At 41.8% G+C, this 25,702-nt stretch carries 26 protein-coding genes; 20 read left to right on the top strand and 6 right to left on the bottom strand.

Features of this window, described 5'->3' with window-relative positions:
• Positions 1-11 precede the first annotated feature (11 nt).
• Positions 12-1,310: a beta-N-acetylhexosaminidase gene (gene nagZ / locus MHI32_RS13980; protein ID WP_340012547.1), complete on the bottom strand. Its 1,299-nt coding sequence runs from the start codon at positions 1,308-1,310 to the stop codon at positions 12-14.
• A 127-nt stretch (positions 1,311-1,437) separates the two neighbouring features.
• On the opposite strand from nagZ, the gene MHI32_RS13985 reads away from it, so the two are divergent.
• A complete protein-coding gene (locus MHI32_RS13985) occupies positions 1,438-1,941 on the top strand; it encodes a ferritin (RefSeq protein WP_076129328.1) in 504 nt (167 codons plus the stop codon).
• 37 nt (positions 1,942-1,978) lie between these two features.
• Here the strand turns inward: MHI32_RS13985 and MHI32_RS13990 are convergent, their stop codons facing one another.
• Positions 1,979-3,337, bottom strand: a complete 1,359-nt coding sequence (locus MHI32_RS13990; RefSeq protein WP_340012548.1) for a PQQ-binding-like beta-propeller repeat protein — start codon at positions 3,335-3,337, stop codon at positions 1,979-1,981.
• A 249-nt stretch (positions 3,338-3,586) separates the two neighbouring features.
• Between MHI32_RS13990 and MHI32_RS13995 the strand changes: the two genes are divergently transcribed.
• The 9 genes from MHI32_RS13995 (at position 3,587) to MHI32_RS14035 (ending at position 11,752) form a co-directional block, all read left to right on the top strand.
• Positions 3,587-4,456, top strand: coding sequence for a cation diffusion facilitator family transporter (locus MHI32_RS13995; protein ID WP_076129330.1), 870 nt, complete (start codon positions 3,587-3,589; stop codon positions 4,454-4,456).
• 135 nt (positions 4,457-4,591) lie between these two features.
• On the top strand, positions 4,592-5,002 hold the full coding sequence (locus MHI32_RS14000; protein ID WP_051491008.1) for a bacteriohemerythrin: 411 nt from the start codon (positions 4,592-4,594) through the stop codon (positions 5,000-5,002).
• A 152-nt stretch (positions 5,003-5,154) separates the two neighbouring features.
• Positions 5,155-6,348 carry a metallophosphoesterase gene (locus tag MHI32_RS14005; protein WP_340012550.1) on the top strand — a complete coding sequence of 398 codons (1,194 nt, stop codon included), beginning with the start codon at positions 5,155-5,157 and terminating at the stop codon, positions 6,346-6,348.
• 140 nt (positions 6,349-6,488) lie between these two features.
• Positions 6,489-6,938: a MarR family transcriptional regulator gene (locus MHI32_RS14010; protein ID WP_340012551.1), complete on the top strand. Its 450-nt coding sequence runs from the start codon at positions 6,489-6,491 to the stop codon at positions 6,936-6,938.
• Between the two features lie 17 nt (positions 6,939-6,955).
• Positions 6,956-7,762, top strand: a complete 807-nt coding sequence (locus tag MHI32_RS14015) for an NmrA family NAD(P)-binding protein (protein ID WP_340012552.1) — start codon at positions 6,956-6,958, stop codon at positions 7,760-7,762.
• A 71-nt stretch (positions 7,763-7,833) separates the two neighbouring features.
• The gene (locus tag MHI32_RS14020; RefSeq protein WP_076129334.1) at positions 7,834-8,511 is read left to right on the top strand and encodes a response regulator transcription factor; all 678 of its coding nucleotides are present in this window, start codon (positions 7,834-7,836) and stop codon (positions 8,509-8,511) included.
• Positions 8,508-9,884, top strand: a complete 1,377-nt coding sequence (locus MHI32_RS14025; RefSeq protein ID WP_076194281.1) for a HAMP domain-containing sensor histidine kinase — start codon at positions 8,508-8,510, stop codon at positions 9,882-9,884. The genes MHI32_RS14020 and MHI32_RS14025 overlap by 4 nt, the downstream gene beginning before the upstream one ends.
• Positions 9,885-9,953: 69 nt before the next feature.
• The gene (locus MHI32_RS14030) at positions 9,954-11,072 is read left to right on the top strand and encodes an ABC transporter permease (RefSeq protein WP_076185926.1); all 1,119 of its coding nucleotides are present in this window, start codon (positions 9,954-9,956) and stop codon (positions 11,070-11,072) included.
• The gene (locus MHI32_RS14035; protein WP_076129337.1) at positions 11,069-11,752 is read left to right on the top strand and encodes an ABC transporter ATP-binding protein; all 684 of its coding nucleotides are present in this window, start codon (positions 11,069-11,071) and stop codon (positions 11,750-11,752) included. The genes MHI32_RS14030 and MHI32_RS14035 overlap by 4 nt, the downstream gene beginning before the upstream one ends.
• A gap of 24 nt (positions 11,753-11,776) precedes the next feature.
• On the opposite strand, the gene MHI32_RS14040 is transcribed toward MHI32_RS14035, so the two are convergent.
• The 4 genes from MHI32_RS14040 to MHI32_RS14055 are packed head-to-tail and all read right to left on the bottom strand — an operon-like array spanning position 11,777 to position 14,921.
• Positions 11,777-12,667 (bottom strand): LysR family transcriptional regulator, encoded by an 891-nt coding sequence (locus MHI32_RS14040; RefSeq protein WP_036678189.1) that lies wholly within the window; start codon positions 12,665-12,667, stop codon positions 11,777-11,779.
• Positions 12,668-12,689: 22 nt separating this feature from the next.
• The gene (locus MHI32_RS14045; RefSeq protein WP_076305063.1) at positions 12,690-13,544 is read right to left on the bottom strand and encodes an SDR family oxidoreductase; all 855 of its coding nucleotides are present in this window, start codon (positions 13,542-13,544) and stop codon (positions 12,690-12,692) included.
• A gap of 34 nt (positions 13,545-13,578) precedes the next feature.
• Positions 13,579-14,055: a GNAT family N-acetyltransferase gene (locus MHI32_RS14050; RefSeq protein ID WP_340012737.1), complete on the bottom strand. Its 477-nt coding sequence runs from the start codon at positions 14,053-14,055 to the stop codon at positions 13,579-13,581.
• A 29-nt stretch (positions 14,056-14,084) separates the two neighbouring features.
• On the bottom strand, positions 14,085-14,921 hold the full coding sequence (locus tag MHI32_RS14055) for an AraC family transcriptional regulator (RefSeq protein WP_305953559.1): 837 nt from the start codon (positions 14,919-14,921) through the stop codon (positions 14,085-14,087).
• Between the two features lie 154 nt (positions 14,922-15,075).
• On the opposite strand from MHI32_RS14055, the gene MHI32_RS14060 reads away from it, so the two are divergent.
• The 10 genes from MHI32_RS14060 to MHI32_RS14105 all read left to right on the top strand — a co-directional run bounded on the left by MHI32_RS14060 (position 15,076) and on the right by MHI32_RS14105 (position 25,501).
• Positions 15,076-16,239, top strand: coding sequence for a Gfo/Idh/MocA family oxidoreductase (locus MHI32_RS14060; protein WP_076309370.1), 1,164 nt, complete (start codon positions 15,076-15,078; stop codon positions 16,237-16,239).
• A gap of 25 nt (positions 16,240-16,264) precedes the next feature.
• Positions 16,265-17,026, top strand: coding sequence for a sugar phosphate isomerase/epimerase (locus tag MHI32_RS14065; protein WP_076219693.1), 762 nt, complete (start codon positions 16,265-16,267; stop codon positions 17,024-17,026).
• Positions 17,027-17,058: 32 nt separating this feature from the next.
• Complete coding sequence (locus MHI32_RS14070; RefSeq protein WP_312148057.1) at positions 17,059-18,147, top strand: Gfo/Idh/MocA family oxidoreductase; 1,089 nt, start codon at positions 17,059-17,061, stop codon at positions 18,145-18,147.
• Between the two features lie 30 nt (positions 18,148-18,177).
• Positions 18,178-19,179 (top strand): Gfo/Idh/MocA family oxidoreductase, encoded by a 1,002-nt coding sequence (locus MHI32_RS14075; RefSeq protein ID WP_076194274.1) that lies wholly within the window; start codon positions 18,178-18,180, stop codon positions 19,177-19,179.
• Between the two features lie 236 nt (positions 19,180-19,415).
• Positions 19,416-20,456, top strand: a complete 1,041-nt coding sequence (locus MHI32_RS14080; RefSeq protein WP_076129344.1) for a hypothetical protein — start codon at positions 19,416-19,418, stop codon at positions 20,454-20,456.
• 216 nt (positions 20,457-20,672) lie between these two features.
• A complete protein-coding gene (locus tag MHI32_RS14085) occupies positions 20,673-22,181 on the top strand; it encodes a malate:quinone oxidoreductase (protein ID WP_076129345.1) in 1,509 nt (502 codons plus the stop codon).
• Between the two features lie 139 nt (positions 22,182-22,320).
• Positions 22,321-22,737, top strand: a complete 417-nt coding sequence (locus tag MHI32_RS14090; protein WP_076129346.1) for a GntR family transcriptional regulator — start codon at positions 22,321-22,323, stop codon at positions 22,735-22,737.
• A complete protein-coding gene (locus tag MHI32_RS14095) occupies positions 22,734-23,420 on the top strand; it encodes an ABC transporter ATP-binding protein (RefSeq protein WP_076280707.1) in 687 nt (228 codons plus the stop codon). The genes MHI32_RS14090 and MHI32_RS14095 overlap by 4 nt, the downstream gene beginning before the upstream one ends.
• Positions 23,417-24,262 carry a hypothetical protein gene (locus tag MHI32_RS14100; RefSeq protein ID WP_076305068.1) on the top strand — a complete coding sequence of 282 codons (846 nt, stop codon included), beginning with the start codon at positions 23,417-23,419 and terminating at the stop codon, positions 24,260-24,262. Before MHI32_RS14095 ends, MHI32_RS14100 begins: the two co-directional genes overlap by 4 nt.
• Positions 24,263-24,286: 24 nt before the next feature.
• On the top strand, positions 24,287-25,501 hold the full coding sequence (locus MHI32_RS14105; RefSeq protein WP_340012553.1) for a hypothetical protein: 1,215 nt from the start codon (positions 24,287-24,289) through the stop codon (positions 25,499-25,501).
• The last annotated feature ends 201 nt before the right edge of the window (positions 25,502-25,702 follow it).

Genomic DNA, 25,702 nt, shown 5'->3' on the forward strand with positions numbered 1-25,702 from the left:
AACGCTTAGATTTACTTCTCAATCGTTTGACGCCAAACGTTAATCTCTTTATTAAGATCGGTAAGATCAGGAACCGGGATTTGCTCATCGGAAAGGTTATATTTGGCTTTTAAGGCTAAGATCCGATAGACGCTTTCATCAATCCGTGTTTCTTGAATCTTACCGTTTTTTACGTTTTGCAGGAGGGAGTCCATGACCCGTTTTTCATTATCATAGCCGTGAGCAACAAGGAGAATATCACTACCTGCATTCACAGTATCTACTGCTGCTGTAGTCAGATCGTAGTTCTTCATAATGGCTCCCATGGTTAGATCGTCTGTAATTACGATTCCTTGGTAGCCCATTTCATCTCGAAGCTGTTCACCAATAATGGTACGCGATAAGGATGCAGGTTTGTCTGGATCTAATTTTGGAAACAAAATATGAGCGACCATTACGGCGTCCGTCCCCTCTTTAATGGCTGCTTGGAAGGGGAGCCATTCTAAGTCAGCTAGCTGACCGGCTGTTTTGTTCACAATCGGCAGATCCAGATGGGAGTCGACAGAAGTATCTCCGTGTCCTGGGAAATGCTTGACAACAGGAACGACGCCTTCGCTCTCAATTCCCTTCATTTCGGCAATTCCTAGTTGAATGACTTGGTCAGCAGCATTGCCGAACGACCGGTCTCCGATGACTGGATTGTCTGGATTGCTATTGATATCGAGAACGGGAGCAAAGTTCATATTAAATCCGGCTGAACGTACTTCTCTTGCGAGCAGCTTTCCCATTTTCTCGGCAGCAGCAGCGTCATTACTTGCACCCACTGTTCCGTTAGAAGGGAATGTAGCATATTCTTTAGGCATCCGGCTGACTTTTCCACCCTCCTGATCAACACTCATGAATAGTGGGGCAGGGTTGCCAGTGTTACTCTTTTTCATAGAATTGATAAGACTGATCATCCCTTTCAGGCTTTTAATATTGTCCTTATAGAGGATGATTCCACCTATTTTGTCTTCGGTAATCATCCTTTTAGCTTGCTCATCAAGGACAGTTCCATCAATTCCAACTAGGAGCATTTGTCCGATTTTTTCTTCCAAAGTCATCTCAGCAACCTGAAGAGCAATTGGATCGCTGACTGCTGAGGGGGTGGGAGCCAAGCTGGTGGTTGGTGCAGGTGTGGATTCGGAGGTCGGTGAATCGGTAGCTTCGGACGGTGAATTATTGCTGCTATTAGAACAGCCAGCTATGAGGAACAGTGACACCATAGCTGCAATAATGAAGAGTGTACCGGAAATCTTAGGCTTTAGGCTGTGACGAGTCAATCTAATCATCTGAATAGTCGTCCTTTCGTTAGCTAAATTAGATATTGGGAGAGGAATCCTTGCTGACTTAGAAGCACGGTGATAAGATAAACTTAAATATTTACATATTAAATTTGAATAATGAGGTGACGGTCCAATGAAAGATGGATTAGTACAAGCACTTAATGAACAGATGAATTTCGAGTTTTATTCCGCTCATGTTTATCTAGCGATGGCTGCTTATTGTTCCGGCGAAAGTCTGGATGGATTTGCAAACTTTTTTCTAATTCAAGCCGAAGAAGAACGGTTCCATGCCATGAAGATTTATAAATTCCTTAACGACCGGGATAACCGTGCTACGCTAGAAGCACTGCCAGAGCCGAAGAACGAATATAACTCGATGTTAGATGCTTTTGAACATGCCTTCGCGCATGAACAGCAGAACACTAAACGGTTCTATCATTTGGCTGACCTTGCTCTGGATGAGCGTGAACATGCGACGATTTATTTCTTGAAATGGTTTATAGACGAGCAAGTAGAAGAAGAAGCACTCTTTAGCAACATCATCAGTAAACTGAAACGAATTGAAAAAGATAGCAACGCCTTCTACATGCTGGATGCCGAGTTTGCTGCACGTACTTTTACAGCTCCGGCTGAATAAGTTATTGAAGCCCAAAAGCCTGAGAAATCAGGCTTTTTTATTTTATAGATGTAGGAAGTTTAATCGCGAGCAGCTTATTATCCGTCCGAATCATCAGCATCCCTCCAGTTTTAAGGGAAGGGGCAAAGTTACGAGAGCCTGTGTTCACAGTGAAAATAGGCTTTAGAGTTAACATGTCATAAGCGTGAAATAGGCCATCAGATTGTCCACTATAAACCACGTTTCCGAACAGATCCGTCTGTACCACTGGATTCTCTCCAATATTGAGGACGACAAGCTGGCCGGTTCCTAGCTTCAGTGCGGATAAAGTACCTTTATCTTGATTTTGAAATAACATTCTTTGTTGATAAACTTGGTTCAATGGAGAGTCTTTTTCTTTAACCATCGAGGCCCAGGTTTGCACCGGTTTACCCTCTGCAGAATAATTCCAGAAATCATATTTCACAAACTTACTGCCCTGAAAGATATAAAAGTCCTTTCCATCCAAAAACGCGTTTCCATTCATCCCATTATAACTGTACACACCATCTTTATTCTCGGTATCTGTCCATTTATATAAACGTTCTCCTTTTAATTCACCTGTCTTTATGTTGAACACGGATACTTTGACTTTTCGATTTACCGGGTCATCATCCATCATAAATGTATTCGTGATAGAGTAGAGGAGCCCATCCTTCACTGCTAACGGCATCCACTGCCGGGTCTGGTCCCATAGTTTTTTTCCTGTCAGACTGTCATAAGCGGCGAGTCCAGCAGTTGTTAAGGCCCCTTGAGACAGATAGCTGCGAATAACGACCCCATCTGATTCCATGACCTCTGATAAGCCTGTAAAGTTATTGCTTTTCTCTACAGCCTTCCATTTGATCTTTCCGGTTACGGCGTCAACTGCTGCTAATTGTTCCTCTTGAGTAACATAAATAGTAGATCCTAAACGCTGTATATTTGTAGCTTTGGGGAGTGTTATGGAAGCCGACCATGCTTTTTTACCTGCCTCATTAACGGCATATAGGGAGCCGCTTTGGGTCAGACCGTAGATAAATCCATTGCTGTACGTGAATAGCGGCGCTAATCCACTTCCGAACTCCCATAATTTTTTGCCTGTTGCCGCATTCATTGCGGTTAATTTTTCATTGCGCTGCAATGCAAAGATCTTCCCGTTTTCCGCGAGTGCTGTAATGTCCTGTCCGGTGATTCTGTCTTTTTTTAAAATGGCGAGTTGTGCTGACCAAACAGGTTTTAGGATCGGGGCTGTGACTTCACTGTAATAAGTGTTACTTAGGCTTACAATTGCTTTTTCTGCAGAAATGACTGACATTGATCCACTGTTTGTTATTGGAATTAAAATACTCCCTATAGCTAAACATGTAACAATTTTCTTCGGCAAAGACTGAATCATCACTCCACGCTCCTTTGAATTAGTCATTACTATAATTAGACAATAAAAATAGCAAAAAGTTACTATTCCAGAAGAATGGAAGCAAAGTTGAACGGGGGCAAACTATGTTGCGTCCTGCAAAACAGTTACGACCTTGCAACTCTATTTGACAGAGGGAACTATTGCGCCCCGTAGCAACACTGTTTCTCTAGACCCACCCGATTCTCAAAGTGTAGTATAGAACAATACTATTCTTTGGGGGTTCTTTTTTTGGAAACTTATAACGACATTAAACAAGGCGAAAAAGGAGCTTGGCTAAGCATCGTTGCTTATATCTTTTTATCAGCTATCAAGCTGTTCATAGGTACGGTCTCAGGATCTCAAGCGTTGCTTGCAGATGGATTGAATAACAGTACAGATATTATTGCTTCTATCGCGGTACTAATTGGCCTGAAGATTTCCAGAAGACCGCCGGATTCGAACCACAGCTACGGGCATTTTAGAGCGGAGACCGTGGCTTCATTAATTGCTTCATTCATTATGATTGCGGTAGGGCTTCAAGTTTTGTACCAAGCTGTGAACAAATTTATTCAACCAGCACTGGAAAGTCCTGATCTCATAGCGGCGTGGACGGCAGTGGGCTGTGCTGTAGTTATGATGGCTGTCTATATGTATAATATTAGGCTGGCCCGTGCCATTAACAGTAACGCAATGCGGGCAGTAGCACTGGATAATCGATCAGATGCTATAGTTAGCGTGGGCGCTTTTATCGGAATTGTGGCTTCCTCCTTGGGCGTTCCTTGGCTTGACCCGCTTACAGCCATCATTGTCGGACTAATCATCTGTAAGACGGCATGGGATATCTTTAGCAAAGCTACGCATGATCTGACGGACGGATTTGATGCGGAAGAGCTTGAACATATGAAAGAAACTGTGGCAGAAATTGATGGTGTACAATCCATAAAAGATATCAAAGCCCGTATCCATGGGAATAACGTATTAGTAGACACAACTGTGCTAGTGGATTCTCAGCTAAGTGTAGTGCAGAGTCATGATATTACGGAAGAAATTGAAGAACAGTTAAAAGACCGGCACCAAGTTTCCAATGTACTTGTACATATCGAACCCGTGATGAAGTAGAGATTTATCAGTAGGTGCCATATGTACAGCTAATGGTTGAATATAAGCACCTGTGATGTTGTTAATAGTTCTTTTGTGGAGAAAGGTGGAAAATAAAATTAAAATGTAATTTTCAAGAAACGGAATGGTGATTTCATGATCGCTTGGAAAGATTCATATGATATCGGTGTAGAAAAAATTGACTGCCAGCACAGACAGTTGTTAGCGAAATTGAACGAATTCTTTGAAGCATGCAGTAATCAGCAAGGGAAAGAAAAGATTGAGGAAACACTGAAATTCTTAAAAGAATACACGATTGAACATTTCAGTAATGAAGAGCAGCTGATGGAGGAGATCAACTTCCCTGAACTAGCTGAACATCGTCAGACGCATGCTGATTTCGTGAAGGCAGTTCTCGAATTGGAAGAAACGGTCAAAACAAAGGGAGTATCCGTACTCTCAACCATCAAGCTTAATCGAACGTTAACAGACTGGCTGATAAATCACATCAATAAATGCGATAAGCTGATTGGTCAATGTATGGCCACACGTGATAAAGCGATATAAGATAAACCTCCAAAGAAGATGCCGATGGGCATTTTCTTTTTTTAGTTCCGATGTTTTCCGAACACCGCATTGCAGTTTATACTGGGTTAACGGTTTGTGTTATGATTTGAGATAAGAAGTAGAGAAGTAGTTAGGTAAAGGGGAGAGAAACGATGAAAACATTACGAATGTTAGCTTCAGGATTTGCTATGCTGCTCATTCTGGGTCTTGTTAATTTCTACATTGGCTATCACGGCTGGTTACTTATTCATGAATGGTTTTCAGGTGTTTCGTCAGCAGTATTCTGGACATTATTTATGCTGATCGCTTTTGCGTATGTCATTGGAATGATCCCATGGCCAAAATCGGTTAAACCGATCGCCAGATTCTTTAAAGTGATTGGATCGTATTATTTAGCGTGTATGGAATTTGCTATCATTACGTTACCTTTGGCAGACCTATTATATGTGATACTGGGATGGTCAGGAATCAATCGTACCTATTACATTGCAGAAGCGGGCGGGACAATTCTGATATTACTGGCAGTCTTTCTGGTCTGGGGTTCAATCAACGCCTGGAGTACCGTGATCCGCACACATTCCATACCTATTGATAAATCTATTGGCACCAGCACGCCATTAACGATCGCGGTTGCTTCAGACCTGCACTTAGGGAATATCGTGGGCAATCGTCATCTCAAAAAAATGGTGGCACAAATGAACGCGATGCAACCCGATGTGATTTTGCTGGCTGGAGATGTCTTGGATGACAGCATTGAACCTTTTATCCGCAATAGTATGAGTGAACAGATTAAACAGTTAAAAGCTCGTTATGGTGTCTACGCAGTACTGGGCAATCACGAATATTATGGTGGATCAATTAAGGAATATACCGATTTGATGAGTAGTATTGGGATCAAGGTCCTGCAAGATGAGGTTGAAGAAATCGCAGGAACGTATATTGTAGGCCGAAAAGACAAGACAGCCGAGACGATGGAAGCTGGTGGCAGACAAAGTGTAAGCACCTTGCTCGAAGGACTTGATCTTACACGTCCTGTGATTATGATGGATCATCAGCCTACAGGCTTCGACGTAGCCGCTCAAGCTGGGGTAGACGTTCTACTCTCTGGTCATACGCACCGAGGACAGATTGCTCCTAATCACTGGATCACTAAACGTTTGTTCGAGCTGGACTGGGGATATCTTCGTAAGGACAATTTGCATGTAGTGGTGTCGTCAGGATATGGAACATGGGGACCCCCAATTCGTTTAGCTAGCCGGTCGGAGATCATTAAGCTGGAGGTTATGCTGGAGGGTTCTAAAAAATACAGTGAAGAGTCTGTTTCCACAAAAACGGTGTTAATCTAAAGTGAGTTTATTTAGAGGCTGTTTCATCAGCAGATTTATTCTGCTAGGTGAGGCAGCTTCTTTTTTTGACAACTCATGGGGAGTGTAGTATGTTTAAAATTAGTTAAGGACTTAACTATATTGGAGCTGAATTATAGAAAATGGATCATTTACAACAGTTTGTGCTGAATCAGCCATTGCATACCAAAGCATTTTTTACATTAGTTGAAGCTACTGCAAATTTAGTTTCTGTTTCTGAGAAATATTGGCAGTCGAAAGGATTGAACGGAGCAAGAATTCGTATCTTGGTGGAGATCTCTAAACAGGGAGGTGCGATTCTGCCTTCTACATTGGCTCACATTATTGGAGTTACCAAAGCTAATATAAGCATGCTGTTAACACCATTGGAGCGAGACGGATTAATAACCCGTTCGAATGATACCAAGGATGGCAGAAAAAGCGTCATTTCGATTACGACTGAAGGCCAGCAATTACTTCTGGAGCATCTTCCAGAGAATCGTCAGGCTGTCGCAGAGAGAATGAAGAATCTGAATGATCAGGAGCTTCATCAACTTATCTTTTTATTACAAAAACTGAGTACATTGGAATAACAGAAAGGGTGTTATGTATGTCGATTATGGTTACAGGAGCCACAGGCCAATTAGGCAGCTTAATTATGGAGAAGCTTGAGAAGTACATTCCGGCTAGTCAAGTTATTGCTTGTGTTCGTCAGCCAGAGAAAGCTGTTAATTATTTAGAAAAAGGGTTCGAAGTCCGTTTTGGCGATTATGACCAGTTAGATACGCTGATTGAAGCTTTTACTGGGGTCACAACGTTACTTTTAATCTCCAGCGCTCATACCGATGATAAGATCAGATTATATCAGCATGCTCAGGTCATTCATGCAGCAAAAAAGGCCAATGTGAAGCATCTGCTTTATACTGGATTTGCCTTTCCCCCCAAAGGTCCGATTCCTTCTTATCATGTTCATTTACTAACTGAGCAGATGATTCTTGAATCAGGGATAGATTATACGTTTCTACGTAACGCTTTGTATATAGATTTTGTGGGTGTGCTTGGGTTGAAGGAAGCGATGGAAAGCGGTGAGCTACCCACTTATCCAGGGAACTGGCAGTTTAATTCAGTCACTCGTGAGGACCTCGCTTTAGCTACGGCAAAGGTTCTTACAACGAATGGACATATGAACCAAGTCTACGAACTAGCTGCACCAAACGTTTGGGACTTCAACGAATTAGTTGATGTATTATCAGAGTTATCAGGGAAAAAAATTACGTTTCGCCAGGATTCAAGTATTCAGCATTGGATTTATACATTTCTAGCGAAGATAGATACTGCTTCTACATCAAAAGATCTGGAGAGACTGATGGAGCGGCCGGTTACCACACTTAGAGAGAGTATTAAGCCTTTTGTTTGATCTGACTTTAGTTGTTCTATCGTTATAAAGTTGTTACTATGAGTTCATCCATTATTCAGGGAGTGTAAATGATGAAGAAGATTTTAGTAGCAGATGACGATGTGAATATTCGAACATTATTAAAACATGTACTAACAAGGGAAGGATATCAGGTGATGGAGGCCAGTGATGGCCGAGATGCGATACATAAATTGCAGGACAGTATTGCGGATTTAGCGGTCGTAGATGTAATGATGCCACATGTAGATGGGTTAGAGCTATGTCAGCATATTAGAGAAACGTATGATATTCCGATCATTTTATTGACAGCACGTCAGCAGCTGAGTGATAAAGAGCAAGGTTATTTGCGGGGGACGGATGATTATCTAACGAAACCTTTTGAGCCTGAAGAGTTGCTATTTCGGATCAAAGCGTTATTTCGCCGCTATTCCATTGCTTCAGATGATCGGATTCGATTAAATTCTCTAGTTATTGACCGCAAAAATTATGAAATAACCGATGGTGATGAGGTTCTGCTGCTACCGGTAAAAGAGTTTGAGCTTCTGGCTCAACTCGCACAATATCCAGGCAGGTTATATACACGTAGTGAGTTAATTGAACTGGTATGGGGCATGGATTATGAAGGGGATGAGCGAACAGTCGATGTACATATCAAACGTTTGCGTCAGCGCTTCGTAGATTATCAGGAAGATTTTGTGATCCGAACCGTTCGAGGCATTGGCTATAAATTGGAGATGGTTAACGTATGAGATCCTTGTATGTCCGGATGTGTATTGTCTTCTGTTCAGTAATTGTGGTGAGTAGCCTTCTTGGATTTTTGGTGTCTAATATTTACTATCAAGCCCAGATTAAATCTCAGAACGATGCCAAACTTACCGGAATGGCTATCGAGGTTCAACAATTCGCAGAATCACATCCGGAGACAATGGAGGATTATTTGCGGAGTATAGCCAAGCTGGGTTATAAAATCTATTTAACAGATGCTGAAGGGGAATCAAGATTCTACGGGAAGCCCTTTAGAAAAGAAGATTTGGATGAGCAGCAACTAGAGAAGGTTCTGAATGGGCAAATTTATCATGGGGTTGCGGATTTCCCGGACAGTGCATTTATTACCGGATTTTTTGATAATCAACTGCGTAATTCAATTGGTGTTCCTGTAAAAGTAAACAATGAGACGTATGCTTTGTTTATGCGTCCGGATGCTGAAGTACAATTCGGTGAGCTGCGCGTCTTTTTTGCTGTGATCATTGGGTTCACCGTGTTGTTTAGCTTAGGCTTTGTAATGATTAGCGTACTGCATGTAGTTAGACCTATTACACGTTTGACGACGGCCACTAAACGGATCTCAAAAGGCAGATACGATATCAAATTGAATACGTGGCGGCGTGATGAGATTGGTCAGTTAGCTTCCCATTTTATGATTATGAGCCGGGAGCTGGAACGAACAAATCGGGCACGTCAGGAATTTGTCGCTAATGTATCACATGAAATTGAGTCGCCATTAACATCTATTCAGGGATTTGCCCAAGCGTTACAAGATTCAACCTTACCTGAGGATGAACGGTTACAGTATCTCAATATCATTGACCAAGAAAGCCATCGTCTTTCATTGCTAAGCAAACAGCTGCTTACCTTGTCTTCGCTTGATTATGATCCTAATTCCATACAGAAAAAGTCGACAGACTTACGTGCACAACTAAGACAGGTCGTACAAATCATGGAATGGAGATTAACAGAGAAACAACTGGCCGTGCGTTTGAATCTTGCAGACATCAGCGTTCTAGGTGATCCAAATCTATTGTTCCAGGTATGGATGAACCTGCTCTCCAACGCCATAAAATACACACCTGCTGAAGGTTCCATTATGATTTCCGCGAAGCTTGTGGAACAGAACTGTATTGTTTCTGTGTCTGATACGGGTGAAGGCATTTCAGCTGAGGAGTTGCCGTTAATCTTTGATCGTTTCTATAAAGTAGATCGAGCACGTACGCATGAAACACATAGCAGCGGACTTGGACTTGCGATTTCTCAAAAAATCGTAGAAGCGCATAACGGAACCATTGAAGTAACCAGTACTTTGGGTGAAGGGACTACCTTTACAGTTACACTTCCGCTTTTGTAATTCATTATTCATACTCCGTTCATTTTCATCTTCTAAACTGTGACTATACAGATTAGAAGGAGTGGTAATATGTTTTTAGCCTTAAGGGAAATGCGACATTCTAAAGCCAGATACCTATTAATTATGGTTATCATGTTATTGGTTTCCTTTCTTGTACTTTTCGTCACGGGACTAGCCAGAGGATTAGCTTATGCAAATATCTCTGCAGTAGAGAACATGCCGGCGAATTATTTTGTAGTGCAAGGTGATGCGGATCAGACCTTTAGACGTTCTCAGTTAACAGATACGGAGCTTCAGAATGTACGTGCAGTAGTTGGAGACAATAATGCATCTTCACTTGCAATGCAGATGAGCACTGTCACTGCTAACGAGGCAGACGTAAAAGCAGATATTACTTTTTTTGCAGTAGATATGAATGGGTTATTAGCTCCTAAAGTAGTTGAAGGTGACAAGATTACAAATGAGACAAACGGTAAAGTCCTTGTTGATCGTGACCTGGAACAGTCAGGAATTAAACTTGGCAGTATCATTCGTGATCAGGCAACCGGGATGGAATTTACTGTCGCAGGTTTTGTTGAGGATAGCTCTTACAGCCATACCCCAGTAGTTTATATCAACAATCAGGATTGGCAAGCTATGAAGCAGGGGGTTAACCAAGGAGAAGAAACCTCTTCGTCGGTACCGTTTAATGTGATTGCCCTTAATGCGAATGCTGATCAAGTAAATAAGATTTCAACGAATGTAAAAGATGTAGAGGTCATTACGCAAAAAGTAGCTATTTCCAATATTCCGGGCTACTCGGCAGAGCAGGGTTCACTGCTAATGATGATTGTTTTCCTGTTTGTGATCGCAGCGTTTGTTCTGGCAGTATTCTTCTATGTCATTACGATTCAGAAAACTAGTCAGTTTGGTATTCTGAAGGCGATGGGTACCAAAATGTCTTACTTGGCTTGGAGTGTGGTAGGGCAGGTTATGATTTTAGCTATTTCAAGTCTTTGCATTAGCTTACTGCTTACCTTTGGGATGAATAAGGTTCTGCCTGATTCGATGCCATTCCAACTGGAGCCTTCCACCATTCTTTTAACCAGCTGTTTATTCGTTGGGATGTCTCTTTTAGGATCACTAATTTCTGTCGCTAAAGTGGCAAAAGTAGATGCATTAGAAGCTATTGGGAGGGCTGGAGCATGAGTGCAAAACTAATCATGAAGCAAGTAACCAAAAACTACGGTGATGGCGATACAACGGTGTCTGTGCTGAACAATTTGAATCTGATCGTTAATGAAGGGGAATTCGTTGCTGTCCTTGGACCTTCGGGAACAGGGAAAAGTACATTCCTTTCAGCGGCTGGTGCACTTCTAACACCTACTAGTGGTGAAATTTTTATAGATGGGGAATCACTTACAGATAAAAGTAAAAGTGAGCTGACGGAGCTCCGTTTAGAGAAGATAGGTTTTATGTTCCAAAGCGCTCAGTTGTTGCCTTATTTGAAGGTGGAGGAGCAACTCCTTTTTGTAGCCAAGCAGGCGAAAATGAGTGCTAAGGAAGCGAAGGAACGGGCTGCTGATTTGATGAAGCGGCTGGATATCTGGAAACGGCGTAATCATTATCCGGAACAGCTCTCCGGTGGGGAGAAGCAGCGTGTAGCTATCGCTAGAGCGTGGATGAATAAACCAGCGATTCTCTTTGCAGACGAGCCGACAGCCAGTCTGGACTTCAAACGCGGAAGAGAAGTTGTACGCATGATCGCTGATGAGGTGAAGAGTGAAGGTAAAGCAGCGGTAATGGTCACTCATGATGAACGGATGCTCGAATGGTGTGACCGGGTTCTGCATCTGGAAGACGGGCATTTGGTTGAACATCAAGTATAATTTCATAGTGTGGAAGAAAAAAAGCTACTTGTCTTTTCTAAAGACAAGTAGCTTTTTTATAAAGACATCGGTAGCTAAGGAAGAAGAACATTCTTGATGTCGGATGATTGAGAATTGCCTTTCCAGATGATGTTGCCTGATTGGCAGCTCTTTGATCTCACCGCTTTCTAGTTCCTTCCGTACAATCCATCTGGAGAGCATGGCGATTCCGAGGCCAGAGGCTACAGCTTCTTTAACACCTTGAGAGCTGTTGAAGACATAGGATCTTTTAACAGATATATCTTCCTCCTGTAGGAAATGATCACTGAAAGCTCGTGTACCCGAGCCGTGCTCCCGAAGCACCCAAACCTGATCCTGCAACATGCTCTGCTCCACAGAAATCGCTTTTGACAGAGGGTGGGTAGCAGGAGCGACCATAATCATCTCGTCTTTCATATAAGGAGTGACATTCAGATCATTCTCATGGACCTCACCTTCAATAAACCCTATGTCCAGTTCGTTGGATTTAACGCCTCCAATAATCTCCTCAGTATTGCCTATCGTCACTTGCAGCTTGACCTGCGGATATTGATTGGCAAAATCAGCAAGTCTTGCCGGCAAAATATATTCACCTATAGTAAAACTAGCGCCGATATGTATACTCCCAGTGACTTCGTCCTGAAGCATATGGATTTCCTGACTTGCTTCATCGAAATGAGCCAATATTTGTTTGGCGTGTTTATAAAGAATACTGCCGGCTTCTGTTAATCTAACCTGTTTAGAAGAACGATGCAGGAGTTTAGCACCGAGCTCATTCTCAAGATTCCGGATATGCAGACTGACACCGGGTTGAGATAAATTCAGCGCTTCTCCTGCTTTGGAAAAATGACTCAGTTCAGCTACAGTAACGAATACGCGTAATGGATCTACAATCATTGTAATCCCTCATTAGATTAGTCTATACTCCCGAATAAGCCAAGAATCCACCGTCAACGGGGACGGTAACTCCGGTCACAAAGCTGGACATTGCTTCATCTGCTAACCAGAGTAGTGTGCCAAGCAGATCCTCCGGCTGTCCAAAGCGGCGCATTGGAGTATGAGAGATGATTTTTTGGGAACGGTCTGTAAGCTCGCCATCTTCACGAACCAACAGCTTCTCATTTTGTTTAGTAAGGAAAAAGCCAGGGGCAATGGCATTCACACGTATACCAGACTCAGCGAAATGAACGGAGAGCCACTGGGTGAGATTATTAATTCCTGCTTTGGCAGCGCTGTAGGCAGGTACTTTGGTCATTGGAGAAGGTGCACTCATGGATGAAATATTAATAACAGATGTGCCCGTTCTGCCGAGCATCTGCTTGGCAAAAACTTGGGTTGGGATCAATGTTCCAATCAGATTAAGGTCCATCACATTGCGAAATCCATCTACACTAAGGTCAAAAAAAGTAAATATGTCCGGGTTCTCCAGGTCATCATTTTTGAAAATCTCTTGGGTCGTATTTGCTGAGGAATCATTTCCGCCAGCTCCGTTAATTAATAGATCGCAAGGCCCCCAGTGATTCTTAACGGCTTCTGCGGCTCTCATAACACTCTGTTGATCTGTAACATCACAGGAGAGTGAAATCGCTTGACCGCCTGCGGCTGTAATTTCAGCGGCAACCAAATCTCCCTTAGCTGCGGTGCGATTTAGAATCGCGACTTTAGCTCCTTGCCGACCTAACTCTAGCGCCATAACCCGGCATAATACACCGGCTCCTCCGGTAATCACAGCGATTTTCCCTTCTAATGCTGGATGCAAAGTTAATTCTAGCATAACCATTGAACCTCCCTAAAAGTCCTGAGTGTGATTAAAGTTCCTTATCAAGTACATGCTGTGATTTTTTTTGCGAAAATCCTATATGATTATAGAACTGTACAGCATCTTCTCTGGTTTGATTGGTACGTACTCTAATTTTGCTAAACCCTGTTTGGATTGCCCATCGTTCACAGGTTTCTACAAGCTGTCTGCCAATTCCTTCTCCGCGGCAAGTCTGATCAACAACAAGACCTCCGATTTCAACAAATGAAGGAGATTCAAGTAAGATTCGAACGGTCGCATGTATCCATCCTACCAATTGTTGATCTGATTCAGCTACATATACAGTATGATCTTTGTGTGTTCCGATTTCTTGTAGTCTTTCTCCTAATTGTTCGATATTCAAAGGATATCCAAGCTGGCTTGAGAGTCTTGCTATCTCTTGAATGTCGCTTATAGATGCTGTTCTGATAAGAATATCGTTCACCACCTCAAAATTGTAGGTTAGAGCCTTTTTATTATAGTTCATCACATAGATTAAGACATTCCCTAATAAATTTACTTAGTGCTGTTACGATAGGCAGAAGGGGAGATTCCTATTGTCTTTTTGAAATATTTAGAGAAATGGGCTAATTCCATACTGACTTGCTCCGCGATATCTGAAATGCTGAAATTGCTATAAGAAAGCTGTCTTTTAGCATGCTCCATTCTTTTCAATTGTACATAATGCATGGGGGGAACCCCTATAAATTTCTTGAAGTAGGGGATGAAATAGTTCGGATGTAAGTGGACAATTTCTGCTAACTCTTCTATTTCTATGGGTTTATCCAGCCGCTCATCAATATATTGAAGCACATAGGCGAGCTTTCCTTGATCCCCCGTATGTATAAATTCTTGCATAAAGTCTGTTTTGATATTCTCGTTCGATTCAAGACAAGTAGCAATTAGATTGAGGACGTTCGCCTGAGTACGCAGAATGGACAATACATCATCTTTTTGAAACTGTTCGATCATTTCTGTGAAAATAACCCGTACGGAATCTGGGTTGGGCGCATCACAGATAAACAGTTTGTTTGCCGAATGGAATAAGGGCCACTCCCCAATATCAGCATCAAAATGGCAGAAATAGCGTGTATAGGGATCATTCATTGACGTCTCTGTAGTTTGAGTGCTTCCTGCGGGCATGATCATTAGCTGACCAGCTCTCGGATAATAAGTAACACCGTTAATGATAACTTTTCCCTCACCGCGGTCAATAAAATACAGCCGATTAAAGGTTGGAGTTTCTAGCGTACGATTCCACCCGCTATATCCGCTTCTTAGTTGGGCATGGGTCACTTTTACGGTAAGATTCTGGAGGAATCTGCCGGTAAGGTTACCTGGATTATTCATCATCTAGCTCCTCTATGACTTGATTATCCTTATTATAACGAATTAATTTAACTAAATCATCTTATTATTGTGCAAATAATGCTTAGTTTCGCTCATGTTCATGTCTATTAATTAAGTATATTCTCATAACATAACCTCAAATAGGGAAGTGATCTGATTGAATAAAGTACGGTATGGCATTATTGGAATTGGGAATATGGGGAGTGCACATGCACAAAGTTTGTTGAATCATATTAAAGATGCTGAGCTTGCAGCTGTATGTGATGTAAGGGAAGAACGTTTGAAATGGGCAGAAGAGCATTTACCGGAAAGTGTACAGAAATTTGCAACACCCCAAGAGTTATATGAGTCTCATCTCATAGATGCAGTATTAATCTGTACTCCACATTATGATCATCCAACTTTAGCTATCGAGGCTTTTCAATATGGATATCATGTATTGGTTGAGAAACCGGCTGGGGTCTATACCAAAGCTGTTAAGCAGATGAACAAAGCTGCAGCAAAGTCTGATCGTAAATTCGGAATCATGTATAACCAGCGGACGAATCCTTTGTATCAAAAGCTTAGGGATCTCATACAGTCTGGTGAACTAGGCGAAATCCGCCGCACAAATTGGATTATCACCAACTGGTACAGATCACAAAGTTACTATAACTCCGGTGGTTGGCGGGCTACATGGGCAGGCGAAGGTGGTGGGGTGTTGCTGAATCAAGATCCTCATCAACTAGATTTATGGCAGTGGACGACAGGTATGATGCCTAAGCGGATCAGAGCATTTTGTCATTTTGGTAAATACCGCAATATTGAGGTTGAAGACGATGTAACCGCTTATGTGGAATATGAAAATGGTGCGACAGGGCTTTTTATCACCACAACAGGTGAAGCACCGGGAACTAACCGTTTCGAAATTACTGGTGATCATGGAAAAATCGTAGTGGAAGGCGGGAAATTAACCTTTTGGCGTCTACGCACGCCGGAGCCGCAATTCAATGCAGAGTTTACGGGAGGATTCGGCAGTCCAGAATGTTGGAAATGTGAGATTCCTGTAGAAGAGGGTGGCGGGGAACAGCATAAAGGAATTTTGCGGAACTTTACGAATGCCATTCTACACGATGAGAAATTGTTAGCTCCGGGTGAGGAAGGCATTCACGGTCTAACGCTATCTAATGGGATGTATTTATCGGCTTGGACCGACGATTGGGTGGAGTTACCGATTGATGAAGATTTATTTTATGAGAAGCTCATGGAAAAGGTGGAGAATTCTAACTTCAACAAAGAAACCACAGCCGCCCAAACCTTTGATGTTAAGGGAACTCATTAAATTTTAATCAGAGAGGAAAGATCCTATGAATCGTTCAACCATTGCTGCTCAAATGTACACATTACGTGATTTTACTAAAACTGCGGAGGATTTAAGATCTACTTTTCAAAAGGTCTCTGCTATGGGTTATGAAGCTATTCAGATTTCAGGCATCGGGCCAATCGATCCGAAGCTCGTAAAAGAGTATGCGGATGAAGCAGGTCTGGCAATATGTGCAACCCATGTGTCTTGGGATCGGCTAGTGAGCGATTTGGATGCTTTAGCCGCTGAACATAAGCTGTGGAACTGCAAAAATATTGGACTAGGAAGTTTACCGGAAAAATTCCGTACGGGGCAAGAAGGTTACCGTGAATTCGCCAAGCTGATGTCGGGCATTGCAGTTACACTAAAAGAACAACATGATCTGCAATTTGTTTATCATAATCACGATTTTGAATTTGAACGGTTTGATGGATTGACTGGCATGGAAATTCTGCTCACTGAGTCTGATCCTGCCGTTGGTTTTGAGCTGGATTTATATTGGGTTCAAGCGGGCGGAGGGAGTCCAGCCGAATGGATACGCAAAGTTGCAGGTCGAATGCAGGTAGTGCATTTAAAAGATATGGCGATTGTTAATAGAAAACAGATCTTTGCTGAAATCGGTGAAGGGAATATGAACTATAAAGAAATTATCAATGTCTGTCGCGAAACGGGTGTTGAATGGTTCGTAGTGGAGCAGGATGTTTGCCGCCGTGATCCTTTTGAAAGCTTGGAGATCAGTCTGCGGTATCTTCTTGATACCTTATAGAATGGAGTAATACTAATAGAAGGAGGGTTTCTATGAATCGAAAAAATGGGATGACCTATGCACCAACGTATGAATCCAAACCCGTAGTGAAGCCGGGGGAATTCATCATTGCCGCTATTGCCCTAGATCACGGTCATATTTACGGGATGTGTAACGGACTGGTTGAGGCAGGGGCAGAGCTGAAATGGGTATATGATCCGGACGAGGAAAAGGTCAGAAGTTTTATTAGTAAATATCCCGGTGTCAAAGCTGCCGGATCAATGGAAGAAGTTCTGGAAGATCCCGAAGTACAATTAATTGCAGCGGCCGCAATTCCATCTGAACGAGGACCTTTAGGCAATAGAGTAATGGCTCACGGTAAGGACTATTTTACGGATAAAGCCCCCTTTACGACCCTGGAACAGCTTGAAACCGCTAGAGCAATGGCAGCTGCAACCAATAAGAAATATATGGTCTACTATAGTGAACGCCTTCACGTTGAAAGCGCTATCTATGCGGGGCAGCTGATTCAACAAGGCGCTATTGGCCGTGTCCTGCAAGTCATTGGATTAGGGCCACATCGTCTAAATGCTCCTAACCGGCCGGAATGGTTTTTCCAAAGGGAGAAATATGGTGGGATTCTATGTGACATAGGCAGTCATCAAATAGAACAATTTTTGTATTATGCAGATTGTCAGGATGCTTCGGTTATTCATAGTAAAGTGGCCAATTACAATCATCCGACTTATCCCGAATTAGAGGATTTTGGTGATGCTACTCTTGTAGGGGACAATGGGGCAACACAATATTTTCGCGTGGATTGGTTTACCCCTGATGGGCTGGGCACTTGGGGAGACGGGCGCACGATGATTATGGGGACTGAAGGATACATTGAACTGCGTAAATATACTGATATAAGTCGTTCAAATACACCGGATCATGTGTACTGGGTCAATGGGGAAGGGGAACATTATGAGCATGTAGCAGGAAAGGTTGGTTTTCCTTTCTTTGGTGAGCTAATCCTTGACTGTCTGAATCGGACAGAGCTGGCGATGACACAGACCCATGTGTTCAAAGCTGCCGAGCTATGTCTGAAGGCTCAAGAGCAAGCGATCAATCTAACCCCAGCAATACTCAGATAACGATGGAATGATGAACGGAGGGTAATATAGATGAAAGAACTTGGAGCAGCCATTATTGGATGCGGAGCCATTTTCCCTCTTCATGCAAAAACATTAACAGGCATCGATGGTGTGAGACTACTTGCGGTTGCAGATATTGATGCTGATAAAGCATTGCAGACGTCTAATGAATATGACTGCCAAGCCACTAATGATTATAGAGAAATTTTAAAGGATGACCGTATTCATGTTGTACATCTCTGTACGCCTCATTATTTACATGCAGAGATGGCTACGGAGTTGTTACAAGCAGGAAAACATGTCCTTACCGAAAAGCCTATGGCGGCAGATCTTCCTTCAGCCAGACGAATACTTGAAGCCGCACAGCAAAGCACAGGTCAGCTTGGTGTGGTGTTTCAGAACCGTTATAATGATGCCTCGATGTATATTAAGCAGGTGATTGACTCAGGAATATATGGGAAGCTGCTCTGTATGAAAGGAATCGTAACCTGGCACCGTAGCGAAAGTTATTATAGCGATAGTAACTGGAGAGGACGCTGGTCTACGGAAGGTGGAGGTCTGCTAATTAACCAAACCATTCACACACTGGATTTACTTCAGTGGTTTGGTGGAGAGGTGGCATCGGTGAAAGGGAGTATTACCACGGATGTGCTAAATGGGGTCATAGAGGTAGAAGATACCGCCCATGCCTGCATCGATTTCACTAGTAATGTCAGAGGGCTTTTTTATGGTACAAATACCTATCTGGAGAATTCTCCAGTGGAGCTGGAGCTAGTTTTTGAAAAGGGTACTATCAACCTCCGCAGAGATCATTTGTATCTTTGGAAGGATGGAAAGGAAACCTTGCTGTGCGAGCCTAGTTTCAGTGCCACGGAAGGTAAATCCTATTGGGGCACCGGGCATAAGAGACTGATTGAGGACTTCTATGAGCATGTCGCCAGGGGTCAAAAGTTTTGGTTGGATGGTGCTGAAGGGATAAAAGCGCTGGAGTTGGTGGCGGGGATTTATAGTTCATCGCAGAAGGCTGAATAAATAATAAATAAGCTGTATCAAAAGTAGAGTAATCTACGAATGATACAGCTTATTGTATTTTAATGTAAACCACTTGTACTCAATCCTCCTAAATCAACGAAACTCTAAATAACCTGTAACCTTCCTTGATAGCTTGTCCATGGGGTTGATTTATGTAATTATGTTCTTGGGTAAGTAATTCGTAGATTTACAATAAATATACACTGATGATTAACGGCAAGTAGGAGGGATTAGGAATGAGTGTTACATGGAAAAGAAGGATTCTGATCAATGATCCCATTTCACTAGATCCAGTTCAGATTCAGCAAGACTTGTACAGCGGCAACCAAGTTATTGTCCAGTTCTCTGATCCATCGACCTATGGTTCGATTCTGGATGAAGTAAATGAGCTTTGCGCGCGTTTTGATGAAAATTTTGGAGTGCGTTTTTATGGCCACTATTCTGTATCCTTTGATTGTGAGACACTCCTGCAGATTCCAAATGTTAAAATGCTGCTGCTGAATTGTCTTCACCAGGCACATAACACGAACGTATTGGCTAAGCTGAATAACCTGTATAGTCTGAGCGTGGGGATATATGAGCTTGAAAATCCGGAAATTCTGAGTATAGATACGTTACGGTCTCTAAGTATTTTAAATATTAGCTCGGAGAAAAAGATGCTTAATCTGGAATACCTAAAAGAATTCTCCCGTTTAGAACAGTTGCATGTTATAGGTAAGGTTAAAAACCTTGATGCTATTGGAGATCTGGAGGATCTTACCTATCTCGCGCTGCACTCCATCAGCAACAAACCCTTACATTTTATTAATCGGCTAAAGAAATTGAAAGACCTACGTATTTTACTTGGAGGCAGAGAACATATTCAGGACATCGAAGAAAATGAAATCGAGAGCCTGGAAATTTGTAGAGTCCGTGGCTTTCATGACCTGAGTAATATTTCGGTTTTTCGTGCGTTAAAAAAGCTTGTGATTGAAGATCAAATCCAGCTACGTGAGATTAACTTTGATCAGCAGATGAAGGCACTGGAAGAGCTAACGATTATGAATTGCAAAACATTGGCTCATTTGACGGGAATGGAGCAATTACCTTTTCTGCACAAGCTTCGTATTTTCAAAACGGCGATCGATTTTGATTCATTTATAGAACAAGAGCTTCCAATCGGCTTAACCACAATAGAGTTTGCAACTTTTAAAAGAAAAGTAGATCAGGAAATTCAAAAAACAATAGTGGGGTTGGGCTATCAAAACGGAATTGTCTACAATGAGAACAGGGCATGATGCAGCCTTTTTTTGTTCCATAAATCTTGAGGACTTATTTCTATCTTTTTTACAAGCTTTTAAATATTTTATTTTTTTCATATAATAGTAGATATTAAATTTATAAATAATTGTAATACACCATGATAAGGTTATAATTGATACAGAAAAGGTGTGACGCCTAAGAAGGAGCGCCCACATCCTTTCTGCAAAATTCAGGGGATAAGGATGGTAATAATGGGCAAAAGTGCAACTGATACAGACGTCATTTTAATTGGTGCCGGAATCATGAGTGCGACTTTAGGAACACTTTTGAAGGAATTAGTACCGGAATGGAAAATTAAAGTATTTGAAAAGCTTGAAAAAGCAGGGGAAGAAAGCTCTAATGAATGGAATAATGCAGGAACCGGGCATGCGGCGCTCTGTGAGCTTAATTATACTGTTGAAAAGCCAGACGGATCTATAGATATTAGCAAAGCTATTCAGATTAATGAACAGTTTCAGCTTTCGATGCAGTTTTGGTCTTATCTTGTAAATCGCAAGCTGATACATACTCCCCAGGACTTTATTATGCCGTTACCTCATATGAGTTTGGTGCAAGGGGAGAAGGATATAGCTTTTTTAAAGAAAAGATTTGAAGCGCTCTCAAAAAACCCATTATTCCAAGGGATGGAATTTTCTGCTGACTCTAAAAAACTGATGGAATGGATTCCGCTTATTATACAAAATCGTCCTGCGAACGAATCCATTGCGGCTACAAAAATTGACTCTGGAACGGATGTTAACTTTGGTGCTTTAACGCGTATCTTATTTGAGCATTTAAAGAGTAAAAACGTCGATCTTCATTACAAACATAGTGTCAATAGTATGAAGCGCAACAGTGCTGGCTTATGGGATCTAAAAATCAGAAATGCCAGCGGTAACATTGAACAACATACAGCGAAATTTGTGTTCATTGGTGGCGGGGGAGGAAGCCTGCACTTACTGCAGAAATCCGGTATTCCTGAAGGAAAACATATCGGTGGATTCCCAGTAAGTGGTATTTTTATGGTGTGTAATAATCCGGAAGTTATTGCGCAGCATCATGCCAAAGTATACGGCAAAGCTAAAGTTGGAGCCCCTCCAATGTCCGTACCGCACTTAGACACAAGATTTATCGACAATAAAAAATCACTGCTATTTGGACCATTTGCCGGCTTCTCACCTAAATTTTTAAAAACGGGCTCAATGTTTGATTTAATAACTTCTGTGAAACCGGATAACCTCATAACAATGCTGTCGGCAGGTGCTAAAAATATGTCATTAACAAAATACCTGATCGAACAAGTGCTGTTATCGAAAGAAAAACGTCTGGAAGAACTGAAAGAGTTTATCCCCAATGCCAAAATTGAAGATTGGGATCTTGTTGTAGCTGGTCAGCGTGTGCAAGTTATCAAAGATACAGAAGCTGGCAAAGGCACACTTCAATTTGGTACGGAGGTTATTAGTGCCGCTGATGGTTCGGTCGCCGCATTGTTAGGGGCTTCCCCTGGAGCTTCTACGGCTGTTCACGTGATGCTTGAAGTGCTTAACAAATGTTTCCCTCAATATATAAAAGAATGGGAACCCAAAATTAAAGAAATGATTCCTTCTTATGGTTTGTCACTAATGGATAATCCCGTGCTTCTGCAGAAAATTCACACTACAACAGCAGATACACTGGGTTTAGGTGGAAAAGAACATGTTTTTAATCAAAAGGTGTTTTAGTAATAAAAGAGCTGCCGAGAGGCAGTTTTTTTTTTTGCTCAAATCTGAACTATTGACACAAAAGTGTATTACACGTATAGTACATAAATGAGATGTATGAACCACTTAGTACACACACTTAGTATATGGAGTTGGTTGTATGACAGAAGAACAGAAATCAGGCGTCAGCTTTAATATTCGTGAGCCGGTATATATTCAAGTTGTGCGTCATTTCAAGGAACAGATCGCCACAGGGCAAATCGGAGCGGGAGACAAAATTCCTTCACGGCGTGAACTGGCATCAGTAATGAAGATTAATGCGAACACGGCGCAGAAGGCATATAAGGAAATGGAGGAACAGGGTTTGATCGTAACAGAAGGGAATTCCCCGAGCCGAATTACACAGGATCAACAAATCCTAAACTCGATTCGAGCTGAATTAATCGAAAGTGCAGTGGATATATTCATCAGCTCCATTCAGAATATTCAAATTCCAGTTGAAGAACTGGTAGAGATCATAAAGACAAAATATACATCCGAGCGCAAGTTATCTCCAGAGGGTGGTGACACAAGATGATCCAAGTGAATCAGATGGTGAAGAATTATGGATTCAAGAAGGTACTAAATGGTGTTAGCTTCACTGCTGCCAAGGGAGAGATTACCTGCCTGATCGGAATCAATGGTGCCGGGAAGTCAACAGTGCTGAAGTCCATCATGGGACTGACACCATTCAAAGGGGAAGTCTTAATCGATAATGTATCACTAACACCTGCGATGTATGAGAAAATCACTTTCATTCCAGATTCGTTAACGATGCCCTCTAATATGCGAATTGCTGATTGCTTGAGCTTTATGGCTGACTTTTATCGGAATTGGAACGCTGAACGTGCAAAGGAAATGCTTAAGTTCTTCCGACTGAGCTCTTCAGATCGCGTATCCTCATTGTCGAAAGGGATGGCTGCGAAGGTGAATTTGTTGCTGGGACTTGCCTTGGATTGTGATTACATTCTAATGGACGAGCCGTTCTCGGGAATTGATATGTTCAGCCGCGAGCAAATTACTGATGTGTTCACGAGTGAATTGATCGAGGATCGTGGTGTGATTATTACAACTCATGAAATTAACGATATTGAGCATTTAATTGATAAAGCGGTCTTGCTACAGCACGGGAAGGTAGAACGTGAATTCTACTGTGAAGAAGTTCGCGAGCAGGAAGGTAAGTCCATTACGGACGTAATGAGAGAGGTGTACATGAAATGAGAGCTTTTGTGAAGCTATTGAATTTTGAAATGAACCGATTTGCCAAAATATATATTGGACTCATGGTGCTGACAGTTGCCTTGCAGCTTGCAGCAGTCACCATCGGTGCTAATCATTGGCTGGATTCTGCGAATGAGGCAATGAGAGTGAATCAGTGGACGCTTGAGCAATATCACAATGTGACTGGATATATTCAGCTAAACAGTATGCTGTATGCTCGCTATAATGGACTTCTATATTTCGGACCCATATTTTTGAGCATAACAGTGTTGCTAATATATAGCTGCTTCATCTGGTACCGTGACTGGAGAGGTAAAAATACGATAGTATATCGCCTGCTCACCTTGCCATCCAATCGGGCGAATTTGTATTTTGCCAAGCTGGTTACGATCTTGCTATTCGCATTTGGACTTGTTGCCCTGCAAATTGTGCTTGTGCCACTGGAGCGTTTGATAGCACAGTCGATTCTTCCTGCTGAACTATATCGGAACATCTCGGTATTTGATTATTTGAAGTATTCTACTGTGCTTAAAGTTCTGGTTCCGCCCTACTTTTCTGAGTTTGTTCTATATTATGGACTGGGCATTACGGGCTTGATCGCCTTGTTCACAGCGATTCTAATGGAGCGGAGCTACAGACTGAAAGGGATCGGCTTTATCTTATTATACTTAGCGGTTCTAGCTGGATTAGCCTCAATACCCTATCTTATGGGTTATAGCAGATATGATAGCTACTTTTATCCCGGAGAAATCATAGGTGCTTGTCTCGGATTAATAGTGATTATTGCTGGAGGTTCGCTTTGGTACAGCTTGTATCTATTGCGTAAGAAAATATCGGTATAATTGAAGGGGTATGGAGGTTAGGGAATGAGAAAATATATGGTTACCGTCGTTCTTGTAGTGTTCTCGGTTGTTACAATCGGGACGTATTATGTACAGGCCTCACAAGAGACACTACCTAATTATAAGCTGACGATGGTTCAAGGGGATGCTTCTCTCGTTGAAGGTATAGCCTTATACGGAAATTATCTGACTAAGGGTAGTGTTTTTGGCATCAAACGAGCTAATATCACTACAAATGGTACAGATTATCCAGATGAAAAGTTAACGATCAGCCAAAGCTTAAACCGAAGACCAGTGAATACACAATTGGATAAATGGAGGGATCAGCATCGTCAGTTCATGCGTGGGAAGAAGAACTTAGCTGGGTTCTATGAAAATCAGGATATGCTTGCTTACGTGAATTGGACCGTAGATAAGCAGCAATCAAATGATCCATCAGCGAAGAAAAATGCTAGACTCAGTATTTCTGTGCTTAATAAGCAAAAAGATAATACGCAGGAAATCAGATCCGATATCAATGTGGATCATGATGTTTCAGATATCTATGTACAAAATGTACAGCTTGTTGATCAAGAGCTTGTTGCAATGGTGTTTTTGAATCACGGCGCCAAAGGTTATGTAACTGAACCGCAGATTATCCGTGTTAATCTAACAACAAAGGAGATTACGAATGAGCCGCTCGTATTACCAGGAGCTAAATCTGAAGCAGCAAATGGGGATAATCAATTCGTTAGGTTAGCCAATCAAAATCTGGATCACTCGGATCAATGGATTTTAACAGTTAGTAAAGATAATCATAAAAAGGCATATCAAGTAGATGTTGCAACAGGACAAATCTCGCCGCTCGCGTTCCAAGGGCATGAAATGTTATTGAATAATATTATGAATGCGTATGGACAGAAAATTTATTTCCTGCAAAAAGCTGTATCGGGTAAGGAGAATATAGGATTTACTGTGATTTCTTACGATCTCGTAAGTAAAGAATATGAGACTACTCTGAAGAATACAAATATAGATTTAAGTGAAAACATTACCTATGATTTTAAACAAGACTATCTCTATATTGTGGGTTATAAGAATATGGGTAATAAGTACTTCAAAGGTAATCGTCTGTATGTATTCAATTTGACAAGCGGTAACCTTGAATACGAAGGAAAAGCAGTATCAACAGAGGTTACAAATCAGGCTGAAGATGAAGCTAACATGGATTTGAATTTTATCGATCTCGGTCAGTATTAGAATTACTTGTAGAATAGAAAAATAGAGATAAAGAGATATGAAAAGGTACCAAGGCCGAGCTAATGACTTCTAATAGTCAATTAGCTCGGCCTTTTAGTCGAAATTATAAAACAACCAATAATCACTGTATATCGATTAAAATATATTGTAAAACGATAAATAATATGATAAATTCAATTCACAATAAATCTGTGAGGTGTG

It is taken from the genome of Paenibacillus sp. FSL H7-0690, assembly GCF_037980415.1.
Taxonomy (GTDB): domain Bacteria; phylum Bacillota; class Bacilli; order Paenibacillales; family Paenibacillaceae; genus Paenibacillus_AQ; species Paenibacillus_AQ odorifer.

What these genes read in the sequence shown, in the direction of transcription:
- nagZ (WP_340012547.1), bottom strand. Translation starts at nt 1,310, where the DNA reads ATGATTAGATTGACTCGTCACAGCCTAAAGCCTAAGATTTCCGGTACA.
- MHI32_RS13985 (WP_076129328.1), top strand. Translation starts at nt 1,438, where the DNA reads ATGAAAGATGGATTAGTACAAGCACTTAATGAACAGATGAATTTCGAG.
- MHI32_RS13990 (WP_340012548.1), bottom strand. Translation starts at nt 3,337, where the DNA reads ATGATTCAGTCTTTGCCGAAGAAAATTGTTACATGTTTAGCTATAGGG.
- MHI32_RS14000 (WP_051491008.1), top strand. Translation starts at nt 4,592, where the DNA reads ATGATCGCTTGGAAAGATTCATATGATATCGGTGTAGAAAAAATTGAC.
- MHI32_RS14005 (WP_340012550.1), top strand. Translation starts at nt 5,155, where the DNA reads ATGAAAACATTACGAATGTTAGCTTCAGGATTTGCTATGCTGCTCATT.
- MHI32_RS14010 (WP_340012551.1), top strand. Translation starts at nt 6,489, where the DNA reads ATGGATCATTTACAACAGTTTGTGCTGAATCAGCCATTGCATACCAAA.
- MHI32_RS14015 (WP_340012552.1), top strand. Translation starts at nt 6,956, where the DNA reads ATGTCGATTATGGTTACAGGAGCCACAGGCCAATTAGGCAGCTTAATT.
- MHI32_RS14020 (WP_076129334.1), top strand. Translation starts at nt 7,834, where the DNA reads ATGAAGAAGATTTTAGTAGCAGATGACGATGTGAATATTCGAACATTA.
- MHI32_RS14025 (WP_076194281.1), top strand. Translation starts at nt 8,508, where the DNA reads ATGAGATCCTTGTATGTCCGGATGTGTATTGTCTTCTGTTCAGTAATT.
- MHI32_RS14030 (WP_076185926.1), top strand. Translation starts at nt 9,954, where the DNA reads ATGTTTTTAGCCTTAAGGGAAATGCGACATTCTAAAGCCAGATACCTA.
- MHI32_RS14035 (WP_076129337.1), top strand. Translation starts at nt 11,069, where the DNA reads ATGAGTGCAAAACTAATCATGAAGCAAGTAACCAAAAACTACGGTGAT.
- MHI32_RS14040 (WP_036678189.1), bottom strand. Translation starts at nt 12,667, where the DNA reads ATGATTGTAGATCCATTACGCGTATTCGTTACTGTAGCTGAACTGAGT.
- MHI32_RS14045 (WP_076305063.1), bottom strand. Translation starts at nt 13,544, where the DNA reads ATGCTAGAATTAACTTTGCATCCAGCATTAGAAGGGAAAATCGCTGTG.
- MHI32_RS14050 (WP_340012737.1), bottom strand. Translation starts at nt 14,055, where the DNA reads ATGAACTATAATAAAAAGGCTCTAACCTACAATTTTGAGGTGGTGAAC.
- MHI32_RS14055 (WP_305953559.1), bottom strand. Translation starts at nt 14,921, where the DNA reads ATGATGAATAATCCAGGTAACCTTACCGGCAGATTCCTCCAGAATCTT.
- MHI32_RS14065 (WP_076219693.1), top strand. Translation starts at nt 16,265, where the DNA reads ATGAATCGTTCAACCATTGCTGCTCAAATGTACACATTACGTGATTTT.
- MHI32_RS14070 (WP_312148057.1), top strand. Translation starts at nt 17,059, where the DNA reads ATGAATCGAAAAAATGGGATGACCTATGCACCAACGTATGAATCCAAA.
- MHI32_RS14075 (WP_076194274.1), top strand. Translation starts at nt 18,178, where the DNA reads ATGAAAGAACTTGGAGCAGCCATTATTGGATGCGGAGCCATTTTCCCT.
- MHI32_RS14080 (WP_076129344.1), top strand. Translation starts at nt 19,416, where the DNA reads ATGAGTGTTACATGGAAAAGAAGGATTCTGATCAATGATCCCATTTCA.
- MHI32_RS14085 (WP_076129345.1), top strand. Translation starts at nt 20,673, where the DNA reads ATGGGCAAAAGTGCAACTGATACAGACGTCATTTTAATTGGTGCCGGA.
- MHI32_RS14090 (WP_076129346.1), top strand. Translation starts at nt 22,321, where the DNA reads ATGACAGAAGAACAGAAATCAGGCGTCAGCTTTAATATTCGTGAGCCG.
- MHI32_RS14095 (WP_076280707.1), top strand. Translation starts at nt 22,734, where the DNA reads ATGATCCAAGTGAATCAGATGGTGAAGAATTATGGATTCAAGAAGGTA.
- MHI32_RS14100 (WP_076305068.1), top strand. Translation starts at nt 23,417, where the DNA reads ATGAGAGCTTTTGTGAAGCTATTGAATTTTGAAATGAACCGATTTGCC.
- MHI32_RS14105 (WP_340012553.1), top strand. Translation starts at nt 24,287, where the DNA reads ATGAGAAAATATATGGTTACCGTCGTTCTTGTAGTGTTCTCGGTTGTT.